The sequence below is a fragment of the Xanthobacter oligotrophicus genome (assembly GCF_008364685.1).
In the GTDB taxonomy this organism is placed as follows: Bacteria; Pseudomonadota; Alphaproteobacteria; order Rhizobiales; family Xanthobacteraceae; genus Xanthobacter; species Xanthobacter oligotrophicus.
Window position 1 is genome coordinate 249164 of the sequence record NZ_VTTL01000010.1, and the last position, 16534, is coordinate 265697.

Annotated in this window: 14 protein-coding genes; 4 read left to right on the plus strand and 10 right to left on the minus strand. The window is 69.1% G+C overall.

Features of this window, described 5'->3' with window-relative positions; genetic code table 11:
• Positions 1–101: 101 nt before the first annotated feature.
• From FZ033_RS17865 to FZ033_RS17880, 4 genes are all read right to left on the minus strand, one after another.
• Positions 102–2534, minus strand: a complete 2433-nt coding sequence (locus FZ033_RS17865) for a hypothetical protein (RefSeq protein ID WP_149577426.1) — start codon at positions 2532–2534, stop codon at positions 102–104.
• Complete coding sequence (locus FZ033_RS17870; RefSeq protein ID WP_149577427.1) at positions 2531–4231, minus strand: CHAT domain-containing protein; 1701 nt, start codon at positions 4229–4231, stop codon at positions 2531–2533. The genes FZ033_RS17865 and FZ033_RS17870 overlap by 4 nt, the downstream gene beginning before the upstream one ends.
• Positions 4231–6543, minus strand: coding sequence for a caspase family protein (locus FZ033_RS17875; protein WP_232847554.1), 2313 nt, complete (start codon positions 6541–6543; stop codon positions 4231–4233). The genes FZ033_RS17870 and FZ033_RS17875 overlap by 1 nt, the downstream gene beginning before the upstream one ends.
• Before the next feature lie 135 nt (positions 6544–6678).
• Positions 6679–7236 (minus strand): hypothetical protein, encoded by a 558-nt coding sequence (locus FZ033_RS17880; protein ID WP_149577429.1) that lies wholly within the window; start codon positions 7234–7236, stop codon positions 6679–6681.
• A 68-nt stretch (positions 7237–7304) separates the two neighbouring features.
• Here FZ033_RS17880 and FZ033_RS24560 point away from each other — a divergent pair, with 68 nt between their 5' ends.
• Genes FZ033_RS24560 through FZ033_RS17895 form a run of 3 tightly spaced genes read left to right on the plus strand, consistent with a single transcriptional unit; the run spans position 7305 to position 9924 of the window.
• The gene (locus tag FZ033_RS24560) at positions 7305–8324 is read left to right on the plus strand and encodes a DUF2157 domain-containing protein (protein WP_188079564.1); all 1020 of its coding nucleotides are present in this window, start codon (positions 7305–7307) and stop codon (positions 8322–8324) included.
• On the plus strand, positions 8321–9433 hold the full coding sequence (locus tag FZ033_RS17890; RefSeq protein WP_149577431.1) for a DUF4401 domain-containing protein: 1113 nt from the start codon (positions 8321–8323) through the stop codon (positions 9431–9433). Before FZ033_RS24560 ends, FZ033_RS17890 begins: the two co-directional genes overlap by 4 nt.
• Entirely contained in the window at positions 9430–9924 is a 495-nt protein-coding gene (locus tag FZ033_RS17895; protein ID WP_149577432.1) for a GDYXXLXY domain-containing protein, read from the plus strand. The genes FZ033_RS17890 and FZ033_RS17895 overlap by 4 nt, the downstream gene beginning before the upstream one ends.
• Positions 9925–9958: 34 nt before the next feature.
• Here the strand turns inward: FZ033_RS17895 and FZ033_RS17900 are convergent, their stop codons facing one another.
• The 5 genes from FZ033_RS17900 to FZ033_RS17920 form a co-directional block, all read right to left on the minus strand.
• Positions 9959–10489: a hypothetical protein gene (locus FZ033_RS17900; protein ID WP_149577433.1), complete on the minus strand. Its 531-nt coding sequence runs from the start codon at positions 10487–10489 to the stop codon at positions 9959–9961.
• A 29-nt stretch (positions 10490–10518) separates the two neighbouring features.
• The gene (locus tag FZ033_RS17905; RefSeq protein ID WP_149577434.1) at positions 10519–11334 is read right to left on the minus strand and encodes a hypothetical protein; all 816 of its coding nucleotides are present in this window, start codon (positions 11332–11334) and stop codon (positions 10519–10521) included.
• A gap of 311 nt (positions 11335–11645) precedes the next feature.
• Positions 11646–11894, minus strand: coding sequence for a hypothetical protein (locus tag FZ033_RS17910; protein WP_149577435.1), 249 nt, complete (start codon positions 11892–11894; stop codon positions 11646–11648).
• Between the two features lie 53 nt (positions 11895–11947).
• Positions 11948–12877 carry an SMP-30/gluconolactonase/LRE family protein gene (locus FZ033_RS17915; RefSeq protein WP_149577436.1) on the minus strand — a complete coding sequence of 310 codons (930 nt, stop codon included), beginning with the start codon at positions 12875–12877 and terminating at the stop codon, positions 11948–11950.
• Between the two features lie 48 nt (positions 12878–12925).
• Positions 12926–14494: an FAD-dependent monooxygenase gene (locus FZ033_RS17920; RefSeq protein WP_149577437.1), complete on the minus strand. Its 1569-nt coding sequence runs from the start codon at positions 14492–14494 to the stop codon at positions 12926–12928.
• Positions 14495–14782: 288 nt separating this feature from the next.
• Here FZ033_RS17920 and glk point away from each other — a divergent pair, with 288 nt between their 5' ends.
• A complete protein-coding gene (gene glk / locus FZ033_RS17925; RefSeq protein ID WP_149577438.1) occupies positions 14783–15751 on the plus strand; it encodes a glucokinase in 969 nt (322 codons plus the stop codon).
• Between the two features lie 118 nt (positions 15752–15869).
• Here the strand turns inward: glk and FZ033_RS17930 are convergent, their stop codons facing one another.
• The gene (locus FZ033_RS17930) at positions 15870–16487 is read right to left on the minus strand and encodes a LysE family translocator (protein WP_232847550.1); all 618 of its coding nucleotides are present in this window, start codon (positions 16485–16487) and stop codon (positions 15870–15872) included.
• Positions 16488–16534 lie beyond the last annotated feature (47 nt).

Below are 16534 nucleotides of genomic sequence, written 5' to 3' on the forward strand. Positions count from 1 at the left end.
GCCTGCGCTAGCCACGATGATGAAGGCAGGTCTCATTCTTTTTCCCCCAACTCGCGTTGTCGCGAGAATGTCAGATATTTACGGAAGGTCAAACGGCACCATTACGGCATTTCCGCCGTCCGGCTGCCCAACCAGTCGGCCCCCACGAGGGTCTCGAGCAGCTTGCGATCCTCGCGTGCACTTGTCGTGTCGGTCGCCGGCGGGCGAGCGGTTCGCAGCGCCTCAAGGGCGGCCTCGCGGGCCTTCGCTCCGTCGCCCAGACCGTGATAGGCGAACGCTTGCGCGCGCAGGATACGCTGGCCCAGCTCGCGATCGGCCTTCACCCGGCGTTGTGCGCGATCGAGCAGCGTCGACAGGGTCCGGATGGTCCTGTCGTCAGGCGCGTAATAGGATTCGAGATTGGCCAGCCCGAGCTGATCGGAAATGGCGCTCTCCTCGCCGACCAGGACCGCATCGCTGAGCGGAAAAACATAGGTTTCATAAGTCTTGCGGGCATCGTCCATGCGTCCGAGGGCGGCATAGAGCCCCGCCAGGTTCCTGGCCGGCTCGACGATGGCCCAATTGTCCTTCTTGCCGGCCGCGACGAGGCTGGCGACGGCACCCTCGCCCAATCGAAGGGCCAACGCCCTGTCGCCGTCGTCGAACGCCTGGAACGAGCGTTTCAGGTCGAGCCGTACCTGCGTCGGCAGGCTGACGTCTTTGGTTCCCTCGCGCAGCTTCTGCGCTTCGCCTATGAGCGCCAGCGCCAGCCCCTTGTCGGTCTGGTCGCTGGCCATGTCGAGCAGCAGTTCGATGCGCTCCGTTTCGTGGCCGGGTTGGCCTGCGACGATTTCGTAGGCTTCCCTTGTGTAACGCGCGCTCAGCGCCGGGTTCGATACCTCGACCAGCGAGGCGCGTATCTTCAACAAGGAGACCAGCGCCGCCGATCGTCCCTCCGGCGCGGCGCGGATATCGCGGATCGCTTCATCCGTCATCGCGCCGGCGCGTGCGCTGTCGCCCCACCATGCATCCACAGCGCCGATCCAGGCGACGCGCGCCTCATCGTGGCGGGGATCCTCGACGGGCAGCCGGCGCGCCAATCGTCCCATGAACTCCACGGCCGCGGCATAGGACGGGAACACATATTCCGTCCCGCCCGCGTAGCTGAATACGGTGAGGCGCTCGATCCGTTCGAAATCAGCGAGGTCGATCGCCGCGACCTGGCGGTCGACCTCGCCCCATTCGGCCAAGGCGAGGCGCGGATGGTTGGCCGCCGAGGCGATCTGCGCGCTTTCCAGCCGAATGAGCGCGGCGGCCAGCCGCCGCTCCAGCTGTTCGGGTGAGGCGGCAGCGAGGGGCTCGTCCGCTTCGGAAATGCCAATCAGCGTGACCTCGCGCTGCAGGGCCAGCATGCGGCGCGCCAGCTCCTCCGAGCCATTTCGGGAGGCCCGCCGGGCGATGTGGCCGCACATCTGCGCGATGCGCAGGTCATAGCTGCCGTGGTCGACCGCAGTCCGTGCGACGCGCGCTCCAATCAGCGCGGCGAACGTCACTTCCCCCTTGCTGGCGAGATAGTTGGCAACAAGATCGGCACTCGGCAGCAGGTCGGGATCTTGGGCGCCGCGGTTCAGCTGCCGCAGCACCAGGAGATCCCGCGCAGCCTCGTAGCGCTCCGCGCGCAGCGAACCCATGGGCACGTCGCTCAGGAGATTCGAGAGAATCTTGTCGGCCCCGACGGCATCACCGAACGCGGCGGCGCGGTCCGCGGCATGCCGGCATGCCGCCATGCCAGCCTTGTCCAGCCCGGCGCTTCCCACGCAGTTTTCCGGCCCCGGGAGCTGCGTGTCCGCCAGTGATGCCACCCGCTGCTCGGCCTCGTGGATGACCGCATCGAGCTTTCCGGTGTTCTCGGGGTCGATGCGCCCCTGGCGCGCCAGCACCTGGGCGCGACGGAAAAAGAGAAGCGCGAGCTCGGGGCGGTCGTCGGTCCACAATCGCTGGCCCATCAGGGCGGTAGCCATGGCCTCCAACTTCTCCATGTCATCGGGAAGCGGGCCGGATCGGCGTGCGGCTTCCACCGCCGCCAGGGCATTCATCAGCGTGTAATACTGCCCCTCCCGAACCTCGTGGCGGCGATAAGTTTCCGCGAGCGCAAGTTCGGCGACGACGGTATCGGGATTATTCAAAGGCGCGATGAGGTAGTTCAAGATGACTGACTGGGCATTTCCCCGGATCTCCGCAGCGCGATCCTTCAGCCCTTGGCCGGCATATCCCAACAGATCGTAAGCCGTCAGCAGCAGTTCCGGATCGCCCTCGTCCTCCAGGGCATCGCGCACCGGGAGGAGCATGGCCATGGCCTCCCGGGCCTTGTCGTTCTCCAGCAGCCGGTAGACGGTGTTCAGCCGGTCGAGGAAATCCGACTTGCGCCGGGCCGTGTCGGCGGCCTCGATGGCGGCCGATGGGGTCGGCGCGCCGCTGGTCTGCGCCTGTCCCGGAGCGACGCATGCCAGCATGCCTATAAGGATGGCCAGGCCGATCGCGATCAGCTGCTTCACCGTCCCTCCCCCACCATGACGAAGGGCGCCCAGATCGCCGGATGCGCCAGTGTCGGGTCCGAGGGATCGGCGATCAGCGCGAGTGTCGCGCGGCGAAAGGCTTCCGCCTTGGACAGGGCGGGTTCGGAGCGCAGTGCCGCCAGGGTTCCGGTGGTCAGCCGCGCGGCCGCATCGTCCCGCACCGGCCAGTGCGAGACCAGCAAGGTGCGTGCTCCGGCATAGAAGAATGCACGGGCAAGGCCCGACAGGCCGTCCGCGCCCGGCGTGCCGTCGCCGCCGGCGGTGTTGCAGGCGGACAGGATCACCCAGTCGGCCGCCAGGTTCAGCCGTGCCGCTTCGGAGGCGGTGAGCAGGCCGTCGTCCGGGCCGTCGGCATCCGGCGGGGTGAAGACCAGGGCGGGTTCCGACAGGCCGGGGATATCGCCCGCCAGCAGGCCGTGGGTGGCGAAGGCGAGCACGCGATAAAGCGAGAGGTCGGTCGCCTGGACCGCGCTCTTGGTGGCGGCGGCGCCGGTCCGCACCGAGTCCGGCCCGGCGCCCAGCGTGTCGGCCAGCCGGCGCAATTCCCCCTCGGTCTGCGGCAGCGGCGCGAGGCTGCGCACGGTCTCCAGATTGACCTTGCCGCCGCGCAGCAGCGTGCCTGCGGTGTCCGCGGCATTGCTTGCCACCTGGGCCGGAGAGCGGCGGCCGCCGAGCTGCGGGGCGCCATACCCGCGGAACGGCAACGGGGCGGGCGCGGCAGCGGCGGCCGCCCGCAGCGACTTGAGGCTCGACACCGAGGGTAGCGTCACGATGCCCTGCCGCTTGATCAACCAGGATGTGTCGCGCAGCGCGGAGGGGTCGATATCGTCCCCCGTGGGCTGCTCGGTCACCAGAAGGGCGAAGGGCAGCGAATCGAACGGTCGCTCGGCGACGACGAATATGCGCGCGCGATCCGCCAGCAATCCGTCGAGCGGCGCCAGCATCCGCCGGAAGAGGTCATGGGCGGTGGCGCGGCTGAAGCTCACGCGCAAGCCGGTATCGGCGCCCTCGACATCGGTGTCGCCGAAGTCGCGCAGCGCCGAGCGCATCACCGCGACCGCGCCCGGATCGAGCCCGGCGCGCAGGGATTTCACCTGCGTGATCAGCGCTTCGCGCTCGACAGGCACGCGATGCCAGTCCGCGGCATCGCGCGTCACCGCCCAGACGAAGGTTTCGCGGGTGGCGACAAAGACCAGCACCAGCGCCTCGTCATCCCGCAGCAGGGCCTGCACCGCCGCGATCGGCACGGGCTGGGGCTGCGAGAGTTCGGCATAGGCTGGGAAGCGCGCGACCATGTCGCGGTTACTTTCGCCGATGCGTGCCTGGAGGACATCGACCTCCGCGCGGCGCGCCTCCACCACCGGTTCGTTGCCCGTGCCCACGGCTCCGAGGGCCTGCACGAGCGCCCGGTCGGCACTCTTCCAGGCGGCGACGAGATCCTGGCGCTGGCGCACGAGACGAGCCAGGTCGTCCGAACCGGCGGCGAAGCGCACCCCGAGCTGCGCCAGCGCCATGCTGGCCGAGGTCAGCATGGCGCTCTGCGCCGACCGGAAGGCTTCGTCGCGCAATTGCGCCGGGGGCGGTAAGGGCTCCTGTGCCGTTCCGGGCGCCGCGCGCGACAGGAGAATGCAGAGTACGCCCAACGCAAGCAGGGCGAGGCGGCCGGCCCGGCGCATCAGCGGCTCGCCTCCGGCGGGAGCAGGTCGAGCGTGAACTGCCGCACGACCACGGAGCCTGCTTCTCCCGCCTCCTCCTCGAACGGGTTGGCGGCACGCAGGCTGGCATCGACCAGGGCCGCCCGTCCCAGCAGATCGACGAAGCGGCGGTGGCTGGTGCCGCCGCGCATCGCTGCGGCGCCGGCCGCCGCTGCTTCGACATCGCGCTGCAGCAGATGGCAAAGCGAAGGCGGGATGCCGCCGGTACGGGGCAGGACAAAGACGAGGATGCGGTGCAGGCCGATCTGCGACGGCCCGTTCTTGCCCCAGGTGCGCAAGGTCGTGCGCAGTACCATCGGGCCCGAGGCCTTTGCCGGCAGCGTTGCGATGCAGCCGTTCTGACGCCAGTCACGCACGGGTACGTCGATGCCCGCCAGCGGATCGAGGAAGAAGATGCCGAGATCCACATCGTGTTCGGAGCGGTTGGCGATGGTCAGGCGCACCGTATCGCAATGGGCGACGGCCGCCGCTGTGCCACTGTCCACCGGCAGCGGGGGAGAGGCCCGCGAGACCTGACCGCAACCGCGTCGCGGATCGGCGAGACGCTCGGGATCGGTCTCCCGGATCCGGTCGAGACTGATGTCGATGTCCCCCGCTCCGCCGGCCGCTCCCATTTCGGCGACGCTGGCGATGCGCACGAGATTGGCGGTGCGTGCATAGGCCCACACGGCGTTACGGAGCTGCGGAGCCAGCAGCTCGGCCGGGGTCGCGACCGGGATCGAGACGCTGCGGCCGTAGGCCTGCGGATCGCGCACCAGCAGGCTGCCTTCCGGGACCAGCCAGATCCGCCCATCGGCAAGGTGCAGGCGCAGGTCTGCGGGCTGGCCCGGCGCGACCAGCTCGACGCCGATTGCCGGTACGCCCTCGCGGGGCCGGAAGGCGAGGTCGATCACGCCTGCAACGTCAGGATGGTCGATGCCCGCCACACGGAAGCGGAAGGCGACGCCGGGGCGCTCCATCTGTGCCCAGATGTCGGCGCCGGACCCAGTCCGGCCTGCTGGCTCCGGAAGGTCGGCCACCGCCGCCCGGCTCTCACTGGCTGTGGTGGTCGCGAGCCGAACCATGCCGAGCCGGCGCGCGTCCGGCAGTGGGCCGTCGAAGAGGGCGATTTCCGAGCCTTCGTCGAAACCCTGCAGGGCACCGGCCTCGATCACCAGATCGGTTCCGTCGCGTCGCGCGGCGAAGCGTGGAACCTCTCCCGGCTGGGCGCCGAGCAAGCCGCGGCCGAGGTCGCCCTCGAAGACAGGCAGGGGGGCGTGGGCAACGCGCGCCGCGGCTGCGATGTCGAGGGAGACCATGCGGGCGAGGTCGCGGAAGCTGCGCGCCCGTCCGGTTTCGAGGGCGCGCAGCAAATGCCAGGTGAACACGCCGAATGTGGCCTGCGGGCCGTCGCCGGCGAGCGCTTTGCCGGCGAGTCCTTCCGCCGGTGCCGGATAGGCCCGCTCGATGGCCGGGGTCCAGGAATCGACCGCGAAGAAGGCGATCAGGGAACCCGTGCCGCCGGGGGACGAGCCGTCGAGTACGCGCAGCGTACCGTTACGCTCGGGCGCTTGGGCCGGCGGTAGCAGGGGCGCAAGCCCCCGGATGGCTTCCGATGACTTCTCCGGCCCTGCGGGCGGCACCCCGAGCATCGTGGAATCGACGCCTCGCGTGGCTTCGGCCGAGCGCGTGACCGTTCCGGCATGGCAGGCATCGACCACGACCCATACCGTGGCGCCCTTGGCGCGGATGCGGTCGAGCGCGGCGCCAAGCTCGTTGTCGATGATGGCGTTTCGGATGGTCTTCGCCACCGGATCGTAGAGGCCGGAATCCTTGGGCAACAGAACCTGGTCAAGGCCTCCTGCCTCGGGCTGGGCACCGTCGGTGGCGACTTCCGGCTGGGTGGTGCCGTGACCGGAGAAGTGGAAAAGCACGAAGTCGCCGGGTCCGGCCCGGTCGGCGAGGCGGGCGAGCCCTTCCAGTATGGCGGCCCGCACCGGCGCGGCACGGGGGCGCGGTGTGTCGGCCGCCTCGGGCAGCCCTTCGGCCAGAACCTCGATGTCGGCGGCATCGAATGCATGGCGGGTGAGATACCGCCACAGCAGGATCACGTCGTTGCGCGGCCCGGCGAGGGCGCGGATCTTCGGCTCGTCGTAATCGGCGACGCCCACCAGCAGGGCGAGGTTGCGCGCAAAGGCAAGGTTCGGCAGCACAAGCCCGGCGGCAAGGACCAGGAGACAGGCGAACGCGCCCCTCCCGCGCCGGTTGGGCGCCCCCTTCGCCAGCACGCGCACGATCAAACGGCGCCTCGACTTGTCAGCGAACCGCACATGGCCAGTCCGTCCCCCCTCTTTTGCCCAACTATAGGCTGCGGCCTTACGGTCCGGAAGAGGCTGGAAAAGCCCGTGATTTCAGGTCGCGCGAACGGGTCAGTCCCGGCAGCCGGTGAGCTTCCAGAGACCGTCCGGCGGCACGAAGCGCCGCCCGTCGCGCTTCCAGTTCCAGAACGCCTTCGACAGGCCGGGAAGCTGGAGCAGCGGCGGGGCCTTCGGCATGCCCTCGCCCGGCGGATCGACCCGCTTCAGGTCGTCGCCGAAATAATAGAGGAGCGCGGACGGCGCCGTCGTCGCGTCGAAACCCTTGCGCTTCTTGCCATCCTTGTTGCCATCCTTGCCGCTCTCCGGACTGCCCGGCGGTACCAGCATGAAGACATGCGTGGCGCTGAAGCCGGGCGGATCGGCGATGCCGAACACCGCGGTCAGCTTCTGCCGGTTCTCGGTGAGGCGAATCACCCAGGGCCGATCGGAGGACGCGCCGTCCTTGCGCGGGTGCGTGATCTCCCAGCTGTTGGCGACGCCGTCTGGCGCGCTCCAGTCGTCATCCGCGTCGAGAGGCGTATAGACGGCCTGGTCCAGCGGGCAGTCCAATGCTGCTGCCGGCACCGCAGCACCGACAAGCAGGAAGGCGGCGCAGGCGGCTCGGATCATGGTCGACCTCGCTGGATTTTGGCGCGAGGTTAACCGAGATGATGGGGGCGGCAAGACGGGACATGCGGATGAACGAGGACAGGGGCGCCGGGCCGATGGCGCTCGCAGGGATCCGGGTGGATCGCCATGGCGTGGACCGGCTGGCCGCCCGGGGGCTCATCTCCGATGCAGCCCGGGACGAGGCCCTCGCCTTGATCGAGCCGCCGCGCCGCTGGGGCCTGTGGGCCGGGCGGCTCATCGGCACCGTGGGCGCGGCGCTGGTGCTGTCCGGCATCGTCTATTTCTTCGCCTTCAACTGGAATGCGATCCCGCCCCTGGCAAAGCTCGGGGCCATCGCCGCGCTCATCGCGGCCTCCTGCCTTGCCGTCTTCCCCGGTTTCGGGCGGCAAGCCGTTGAGCCGGCCGCGGCCGCGGCGGTGACGCTGGTGGGCGTGTTTCTCGCCGTGGAGGGCCAGATCTACCAGACCGGCGCCGACGCCTGGACCCTGTTTGCCGCCTGGGCCGGCCTGACCCTGGCATGGGCGCTGCTCGCCTGCTCCGCGGCCACCTGGGCCGTGTGGATCGCCGTCGCCGCAGTGACCATCGTCACCTGGTGGGACCAGACGCAGCCCGCCGATGCCGCATTCCACACCGGCCGCAACCTCAGCCTGATGGCGCTCTTCGGCATCGCGCTGGGCACGCGGGAGGCGCTGGCGGCACGGGGGGTCGTGTGGCCGGCGGCGCGCTGGACGCGGTTCTATCTCGCCCTGCCTCTCCTCGCGGCGGGGACCCAGCTGGCGTTCTTCCTGCTCGAGGAACTGCGCGGCTTCGGCCCCGCGGAATGGACGGCCATGGTGCTGATCGCGCTTACCCTCGCCACCATGGGCGCAGTTTTCAGATACGCGATCCCCGATGTGGTCATGCTGGCGGCCGTGACCCTCGCCGGCTGCGCCATCATTGATTTCGCGTTGTTTCGCCTGCTCGCCAACGGGAGCAGGCGTGCTGACGTCGGCACCTACTTCCTGATGGGGCTGGCGACCCTCGCCTTGTTTGCAGCGGCGGTCGGGTGGCTCCGCGCGGTTTCGCGGCGGATGGAGGCCCGGCCATGACCCGTCCGTCCATCGATGCCGAAACGCTCATGGCTGCCTGGCGAGCCTCGGGCGCTCTGCCGCCGGACGCGCATGCGGCGGTGGTGGAGGCGGTGCGTGCCGCTGCCGCCGAGGAGCACCCGCCGCTTCACCTGAAGATCCTCTCCGCCGTCGGGACCCTGCTGGCGACCCTGTTCTTTCTTGCCTTTCTCATCGTCGCCGACATCATCTCGCTGAACAGCGGCAGCAACCTTCTCGGCTGGGGCCTCGCCTTCCTCGCGGCGGGCGTCGGGCTGTCCTTCGCCCTCCCCCGCACTCCACAGGGCATCGGCCGGGACATCCTCGCCCAGACTGCCTTCACCGCCACGGCGTTGGGCAAGGTGATGAGCGTCTTCGGCATCGTCTCGCTCGCGGGCGCGAGCACGCCCTGGGTGCCGACCGCCGCCATCCTGGCCGTGACCATCGCCACCTACCCGGTCTCCGCCTCCTCCCTGGACCGGGTCCTGTCGCCCTATGCGGTCGCGGCCTCGGTGCTGCTGGAGATTCTGGGGCGCAGGACCCCCGGCGGTGATCCGACCCTTGCCCTCACCGCCATGTTCACCATCGCGACGGCCTGCGCCGGCCTTATCCTGCTCGTGCACCGGGTACCATTGGCGCTGCGGCCGATCGGCATCGCCGCCCTTGCCACCATGGGCACCATCGTCTGCATCCTCGCCGCGGGGCACGACGCCGGCCTTTGGGCGAACCAGAGACCGCTGGATCCGCGGTTCATCGAGGTGGTGCTGACCGTGTCGCTGGTCGGCACCATCGCCTGGGCCGCAGGTGGGATCGGCAAGCTCGTCCGGCCGCCGCTAGCCGCGGCGACGGCCGGCGTTGTGCTCCTGGGCTTGGCTGGCGCTCCGGGCATCAGCTTCGCATTGCTCGTGCTTATAGTGGGCCATGCCCTTCACGACGTGCCGCTGCGGGTCGTCGGCGTGCTGGCGCTGCCGGTCTTTCTGGTGCTCTGGTATTATGGACGCGACATGACCTTCCTGGAAAAGTCGGCCGCCCTGGTGGGAAGCGGCGTGCTGCTGCTCATCGGGCAGGCGGTCATCACCGGCGCTGGCTGGGATCGGGAGGACGCGCCATGAAACCGCTGATGCGGCGCGCGCTGTTCCTTGCCGCCGGCCTCGTGGTGCTTGTCACACTCGGCTGGAGCGTTCGGGATTTCGAGGCGCTGACGGCCTCAGGAGACATGGTCCTGCTGGAACTCGCTCCGGCCGATCCGCGCTCGCTGATCCAGGGCGACTACATGCGGCTTGCCTATGCGGTGGAGCGGCAGGAGATCCACCTCGACGCACCGGCCGGAACCATCATCCTGGGGCTCGACGAGCGGCGGATCGGGCGTTTCCGCCGCCTCGGCAGCACGGTGGCTCACGGCCCCGGCGAGACGGCCTTCCGGGTGCGCCGCACCGCGTCCGGCGACGGGGTGACCGTGGAGCCCCACTCCTTTCTGTTTCAGGAGGGGCAGGCTGACCTTTATGCGAAGGCGAGGTACGGCATCTTCCGCGTCGATGCGGGCGGACGCCACCTGCTGGTCGGTCTCGCCGACGCCGACGCCCGCAAGATCGAGCCGCGCTGACGGGACCGATGGATCAGTCCGCTCGCACCGGGGCCTATTCCGCCATGTTGGTCGAGCCCCGCACGGCAAGTGCCCGGACCGTCCAGGCCGCGCCGAGGATGACTGCCCCACCCGCTGCGGCGAGGAGCCAGGCCGGCATGTCTTGCCAGGGCCGCAGCACACCAGTCTTCGCCGCCGCCACCACCAGGACAGTCACGACCAGATAGGCTACAGCGGCCTGCCAGGTCTTTGCCCGCCCTCCCGCATCCGGCTCGTCATGCGGATCGAGGAAGCGTGGAGCGACAATGACGAGGTAGATGAGCTGCTGCAGCGCCCCGAGCACGAACAGCATGGCTGCCACGTCGACGAGCAGGGCCAGCGCCAGCCCGCCCGCCCCGATCACCACGGAACCGGCGGCGAGCCAGATTTCCCGCGCGCGCTCCGCCGGATGAGGGGGTGCGCCCATGATCGCGGCATGCGCCGCATCCGCCATCGCCGAAATGGCGAGCGATCGCACCACCACCACGCCGCTCAGCACATAGAACAAGCCCAGGGCTCTCAGGCCGGCTTCGACAATGATGCTCATGTGGATTGGCTCGATGGGTTCGCTCGGCATCAAAGCAGGGCGGACGAAAAAGCGGCGATGGACCAGCCGCCCTTGGCATTGCGCAGGAAGCAGAGGCCCCATACGGCCGGGTCGCGCACCTGCGCGTCCTTGACCGCGCCGGCACGGCCCGAAGGCAGGCGCACGCCCCGCCATCCGTCCGGCAGGCCGTCGAGATCGCTCTGCAGATAGATGCGGCCCGGTTTCAAGGTGCCGATCACGGCTGCCTTCGCTGCGGCGGAGGCATGAACCGGCGTCGGGGCGGTCACGTAGATGCCGCGCGAGCCGTCATCGATCGTCGCGCCGGCTCCGGGATCCCAGCGCACGCCGCGATAGGTGCAGACTCCGCCTTTGGCCAAGGGGTCCCGTCCCCATTCGGGATGTTCGGTCGCATCCGCGATCATCGCCAGGGCCTGCGTGATCCGCGCGGCCGCGGGATCCACCGTCCCGCCGACAGGCAGGTCGCCTTCCAGGAAATAGCCGCCGATCTCCGCAAGCGCCGCTTCGGCATGCGGCCACGGCCCCTTCTTCTCCGCGTCGCGCCGCGTAGCCGGAGTGAGGCCCGACGAGATGATGGTCACCCTGTCCCCCATCATCGCGAAAACGGCCTGTGTATCCTTGGCGATAGCTGCCGCGCGCAGTTGTTTCGCCGCGTCAAGAAGGTCTGCGGGAGGCGTGAGGGCCGCGCCGACTTCGGCCGCGAGGGGACGGTACGGCCTTGCGTCATCCTGCGCCCGCTCTCCCGCCATCGCCCCGACCGCACCGAGGCATGCGGCAGCGGCGATGGGCAGGCTCAGCAAGCGGAAGATGGCTCGGCGCATGGACATGAGTTCTCTTCGCATCGGGAGCGCCGAAAACGCCTACGGGAAGTTGCTGATCTTGCAAGCGGGACGACATGAAAACAATCGGCGCCGATCCTTCGCGAACATGCTGAAAGCGGGTTCTGCGGTGCCTCCGTTATTCATCCTCGCCGGCGGGACCAGGGCGAACCACCTGGGAGGAGCTTGAGGCTTCAGAAGGCGCAGCCTCAACGGGGTCGCGCCAATATCTGACGAGAGCTGTTGGACCGAGCTCCCGCGCCAGCGACAGTTTCCCCGGAAGGGCGATATGCGGAACCTTCAAGGATTTTCATTCCGCCCTACGCCGCCTCCAGGGTGCTGTCCGGGACCTGGCCGAAGCTGGCGATGAGCACCGGCGGGTCGGCGTCGTCCGACTCGGGATCGACATCCCGTGAGAAGGCGATGGCGCCGGCATTCACGATCGCCATCCGGCGCGCGATGCGCTCGGCATCGGCGGCGGTGCGGGCTTCCATGGCCCGGCCGGCCTTCAAGGCGCCGTGCTTGCCCAACTCGAACGGCTGGACCACGTAGAATGTCGTCTTCGCCATGGCCGACTCTCCCCCTTGTGACGGCCGGAGGCTGCTCCGGATGGCGGAACAAATCAAGAACTAAATCCCCACACCCCCGGGTGCAGCGCTCCCTGTGCGTTGACATAGATGGCGTAGAGCGAGGTCTGGGCGGTGATGAACAGCCGGTTGCGCTTGCGCCCGCCGAAGCACAGGTTGGAAACGGGCTCGGGGATGGCGAGCGTGCCGATCAGGCTGCCGTCCGGCGCGTAGCAGTGCAGGCCGCCAAAGGCGGAAGTCCACACATGGCCGAAGCTGTCGCAGCGAAACCCGTCGTAGAAGCCGTCCGGCAGGGTGGCGAAGGCGCGCGGATTGGCGACGGTGCCGTCGGGCCGCACGTCATAAGCCACGATCGAGCGGGGATGCTCGGGCACGTGGCTCGCGCCGGTGTCGGCCACATACAGGGTCCGCTCGTCGGGGGAAAAGGCGAGGCCGTTGGGCTGCAGGCGGTCGGTCACCACCGCGGCGAGAGCGCCGGTGCGCGGATCGAGGCGGTAGACATTCTGTCGTCCAAGCTCCGACGGCGCGGCATCGCCCTCGTAATCGCTGTCGATGCCGTAGGTGGGATCGCTGAACCACACGCTGCCGTCGGATTTCACCACGATATCGTTGGGCGAATTGAACCTTTTGCCGTCGAAATGGGTCGCCAGGGCGGTGATGCTTCCATCATGTCCGGTGCGGGTGATGCGGCGTCCCTGCTGCTCGCAGGTCACCAGCCGGCCCTCCAGGTCGACGCTGTTGCCGTTGCCGTTGCCGGAGGGCGCGCGGAACACCGAAACCACGCCGTTGGTCTCGTCGTAGCGCATGAGGCGGTCGTTCGGCACGTCGGAGAAGATGAGGAAGCGCCCGGCGGGAAAATAGGCTGGGCCTTCCAGCCACCGCCCTCCGGTCCACAGCTGCTCGAGCTTCGCCGAGGCGATGACCAGCCTGGTGAAGCGGGGATCGAGAACCCCGAACGCGCCCATGTCCCCCCGCCCCTCCGCCGTGATTGCCGCCCCTTCGGACATCAAATCTCAGACGCCCAGCAGCGCGCCATAGGTCTCAAGCGCATCCGCATGGTTCGCATCGGCCCGAAGGCCCACATGGCCGTCAGGCCGGACGACAAGGAGCGTGATGGCACCGACCCCCAGCCGGTCCGCTACGGCGGGCTCGACGCGCCCATGCCCATCGGCACCGTCCGGGTGCGTCGTCAGCGCAAAGCTGGCTTCGAGCACGGCAAGGCCGGGGCGGGAGCGGATGGCGTCGTGGACCTGCGCCAGTTCCTCCTGCGGTGTCGACGGGCCGCCGATCAGGATGGCGGTGTGTCCCGGCCGATTAGTGAAATCGTTGAGCATGCAGGCCCCGCCGTCGGCGGATCGGGCCGCGATCCGGTCCGGAAGCCTCTGGCCCGGCGCGAGCGCGTCGTGCCGGTCACCCATCACGATGGGCGAGCCGCCATAGTCGATGTCCAGCTCCGCCTCGGCGACCGCCTCGTGGTGGCGAGAGCTGGGGTCGGCGAATACCGCACGGATGGCGGCATCGCGGGCGCGGCGCTCATCGGGATCCTTCACGCTCTGGAGGCTCTCGGCGGCATCGCCCGAGGCCGTCACCAATTGGGCCACCGGGCGCCGTTCCGCGTCATAGCTGTCGAGCAGGGTGTCGGGGCAGATACCCTGGCACACCAGCGCCAGCTTCCAGGACAGGTTGAAGGCATCCTGCAGCCCGCTGTTCATGCCGTGGCCCTGGGCCGGGCTGCAGGTGTGGGCGGCATCCCCGGCCAGCAGCAGGCGCCCGGCCCGGAAGCTGCGCGCGACGGTGGTGTGGCAATGGAAGCGAGTCGGGTTGGCCACATCCTCGAACCGAAGGCCGGGCACGTAGCGTCCGAGGGTGATCGCGGCATCGGCCGTAAGATCGGAAGCGTCGGAACTCGGCCGCAGATAGACGCGCCAGCGCTGGTCCGGCAGCGCGGTCAGGATCACCGGAATGTCGTCGAGATAGGCGTAGTTGGCCTCATAGGATTGCGTCCAGCCGCCCACGGAGGTGTCGAACACCGCCCAGGGCTCGGCGATGTCGTGCCCGTCCCGCGCGATGCCCGCCAGCGTCCGCACCGTGCTGCGGTTGCCATCGCATCCCACCACCCACTGGGCGAGGACCTGTGTGGTTGTGCCCTCGCTCTCCATGGTCGCGAGCACGCCGTCGGTGCGCTCGTCCAGGCCGACGAGGCGGGTCGCGCGGGTGACCGTGCCGCCCAAACGGGTCAGGTAGTCGGTCAGGACGGCTTCCGTGACCTCCTCCGAGACGCCGAGATTGAAGGCATAGCGGCTACCGCAGAGGGCGAGGTCGATATCCCCCAGCACGCTGCCATCGGAATGAATGCGCGCGAGCCGCTGCTTGACGCCGGCCGCCAGCAGCGGCTCGACAATGCCGAGGGCATCGAAGATCTCGAGCGAACGGGGATGCACCACCGTGGCGCGGTCCCAGTCCAGCGGGCTCTCATGGGCGTCGATGAGAAGGCAGTCCACGCCGCGACGCTGGAGTTCCGCAGCCAGCAGAAGCCCGGTCGGGCCGGCACCCACCACGAGGACCGTCACAGCAGCAACCACGGCGCATTCTCCTCGAAAAAACGCGGCCATCATGCCCGGCGGCGCCATAAGAGCAAGGGCTTGGCCGCGGGTTGGAGGCCCGGCTGGTCGCTACGGTTGATACGCCGCCATACGGCGAACGCGCCAGCGCGGCGGGAACGGGTGCCATCCGCCGCGCTCCCGTGTAAATCGGCAAGCGGAACGCTGCGTGCCCATCGCGCGATGTAGAAAGAGCATCGCGTCCTCGGCGCGGCTGAATCGGGTACCGTCATTCACAGGCTCACAGGCCATCGCGAAAGGATAACGGGCGTGGAGATCGTCGCTGTCGATATCGGGGGCACCCATGCCCGCTTCGCCCATGCGGAGGTCGCGGACGGAAGGGTGGTGTCCCTCGGTGAGCCGGTGGTCACCCATGCCGCCGACCATGCCAGCTTCCAGCTCGCCTGGCAGGCGTTCGCCGAGACCGTGGGCACGCCCCTGCCGCGGGCGGCGGCCATCGCCATCGCCTGCCCGGTGGAAGGCGACGTGCTGAAGCTGACCAACAATCCCTGGGTCATCCACAAGCACCTGATCCCCGAGAAGCTGGACGTGGATACCTGGACGCTGGTGAATGATTTCGGCGCCATCGGCCATGCGGTGGCGCAGATCGGAGAGGAGGGGTTCGCGCCCTTCGCCGGGTCCGACGGGCCGCTTCCCGACACCGGGGTCATCAGCATCATCGGTCCCGGCACGGGGCTTGGCGTTGCCCATGTGCTGCGCCAGGGCGGCCGCTATCACGTCATCGAATGCGAGGGTGGCCATATCGACTTCGCCCCGCTGGATTCCCTGGAAGAGGCGATTTTGCATCGCCTGCGCCAGCGCTATCCGCGCGTGTCGGTGGAGCGGATCGTCTCCGGTCCGGGCCTCGTCAACATCTACGAGGCGCTTGCCGCCATCGAGGGGTGCCAGATCGACCAGATGGAGGACAAGGCCCTGTGGGCGCTGGCCACGGAGGGCAAGGATGGGCTCGCCGCCGCCGCCCTCGACCGCTTCTGCCTGAGTTTCGGCGCCGTGGCGGGCGACATCGCGCTGGTGCAGGGCGCCAAGGCGGTGGTGATCGCCGGCGGCATCGCCCCGCGCATCGCACACCTTATCCCGCAATCCGGCTTCGCCAGCCGCTTCTCCGCCAAGGGTCGGTTCGCGCAGCGGATGGAGGACATCCCGGTCCGCCTCATCACCCATCCCCAGCCCGGCCTCTATGGCGCGGCCGCCGCCTTCGCGGAACAGCATACGCGGTGAGGTAAGCGGCCGGTGCCGAGCGGCAAAGGTTATGCTTTGTGGGCCCCTGGCCCGCATCGCAAAAGACGTGTCGCGGCAGCAGCTTGGACGCATGCCGGGGGCGAAGAGAGCTGGCGCTCTAACGCCGCCCCGCCGCCAGGAGCAACGCGGCCCCGCCCACGAGGATGCCGGCGGACACCCGATCCGCAATGCGGGTGAAGCGGCCGGCGAGCGCCGTGCGGGCCTTGTCCGCCACCACCGCCCACAGCACGTCACCCACCAGCGCGATGGCCGCGAACACCGCCGCCAGCAGCGCGATCTGCGGCACGGGATCGGCCCTGTCGGTGATGAACTGGGGCAGGAAAGCCGCGTGGAACAGCAGGGTCTTGGGATTGGCGAAGGCCACCGCCAGCCCTCGCCCGAAGGCGGCGCGGGCCGATGGCATGGGCGCCTCGCGTCCCGCTCCTGCCCCGCGCCATTGGAGCACGGCAAGCCAGACCAAATAGGCCGCGCCCGCATAGCGCACGAGGTCGAAATTGCGGGAGAAGGTCTCCACCACGTAGGCCAAGCCAGCCGCCACGAGCGCGAGCTGAGCGATGAGCCCCACATTGACGCCGGTGGCGGTGAGGATGCCGGCCCGCCGCCCATGCTTGAGGCTGGTGCCGACGATGAGCGCCACGTTCGGCCCCGGCGTGGCGGCAAGCGCGACGCACGCAACCACGAACAAGGCAAGGCTTTCCGCAGATATCATCGCCATCCCCCGATCCGGTGGCAGCCCCATCGCCTATCGGCGCGTTGACCAGA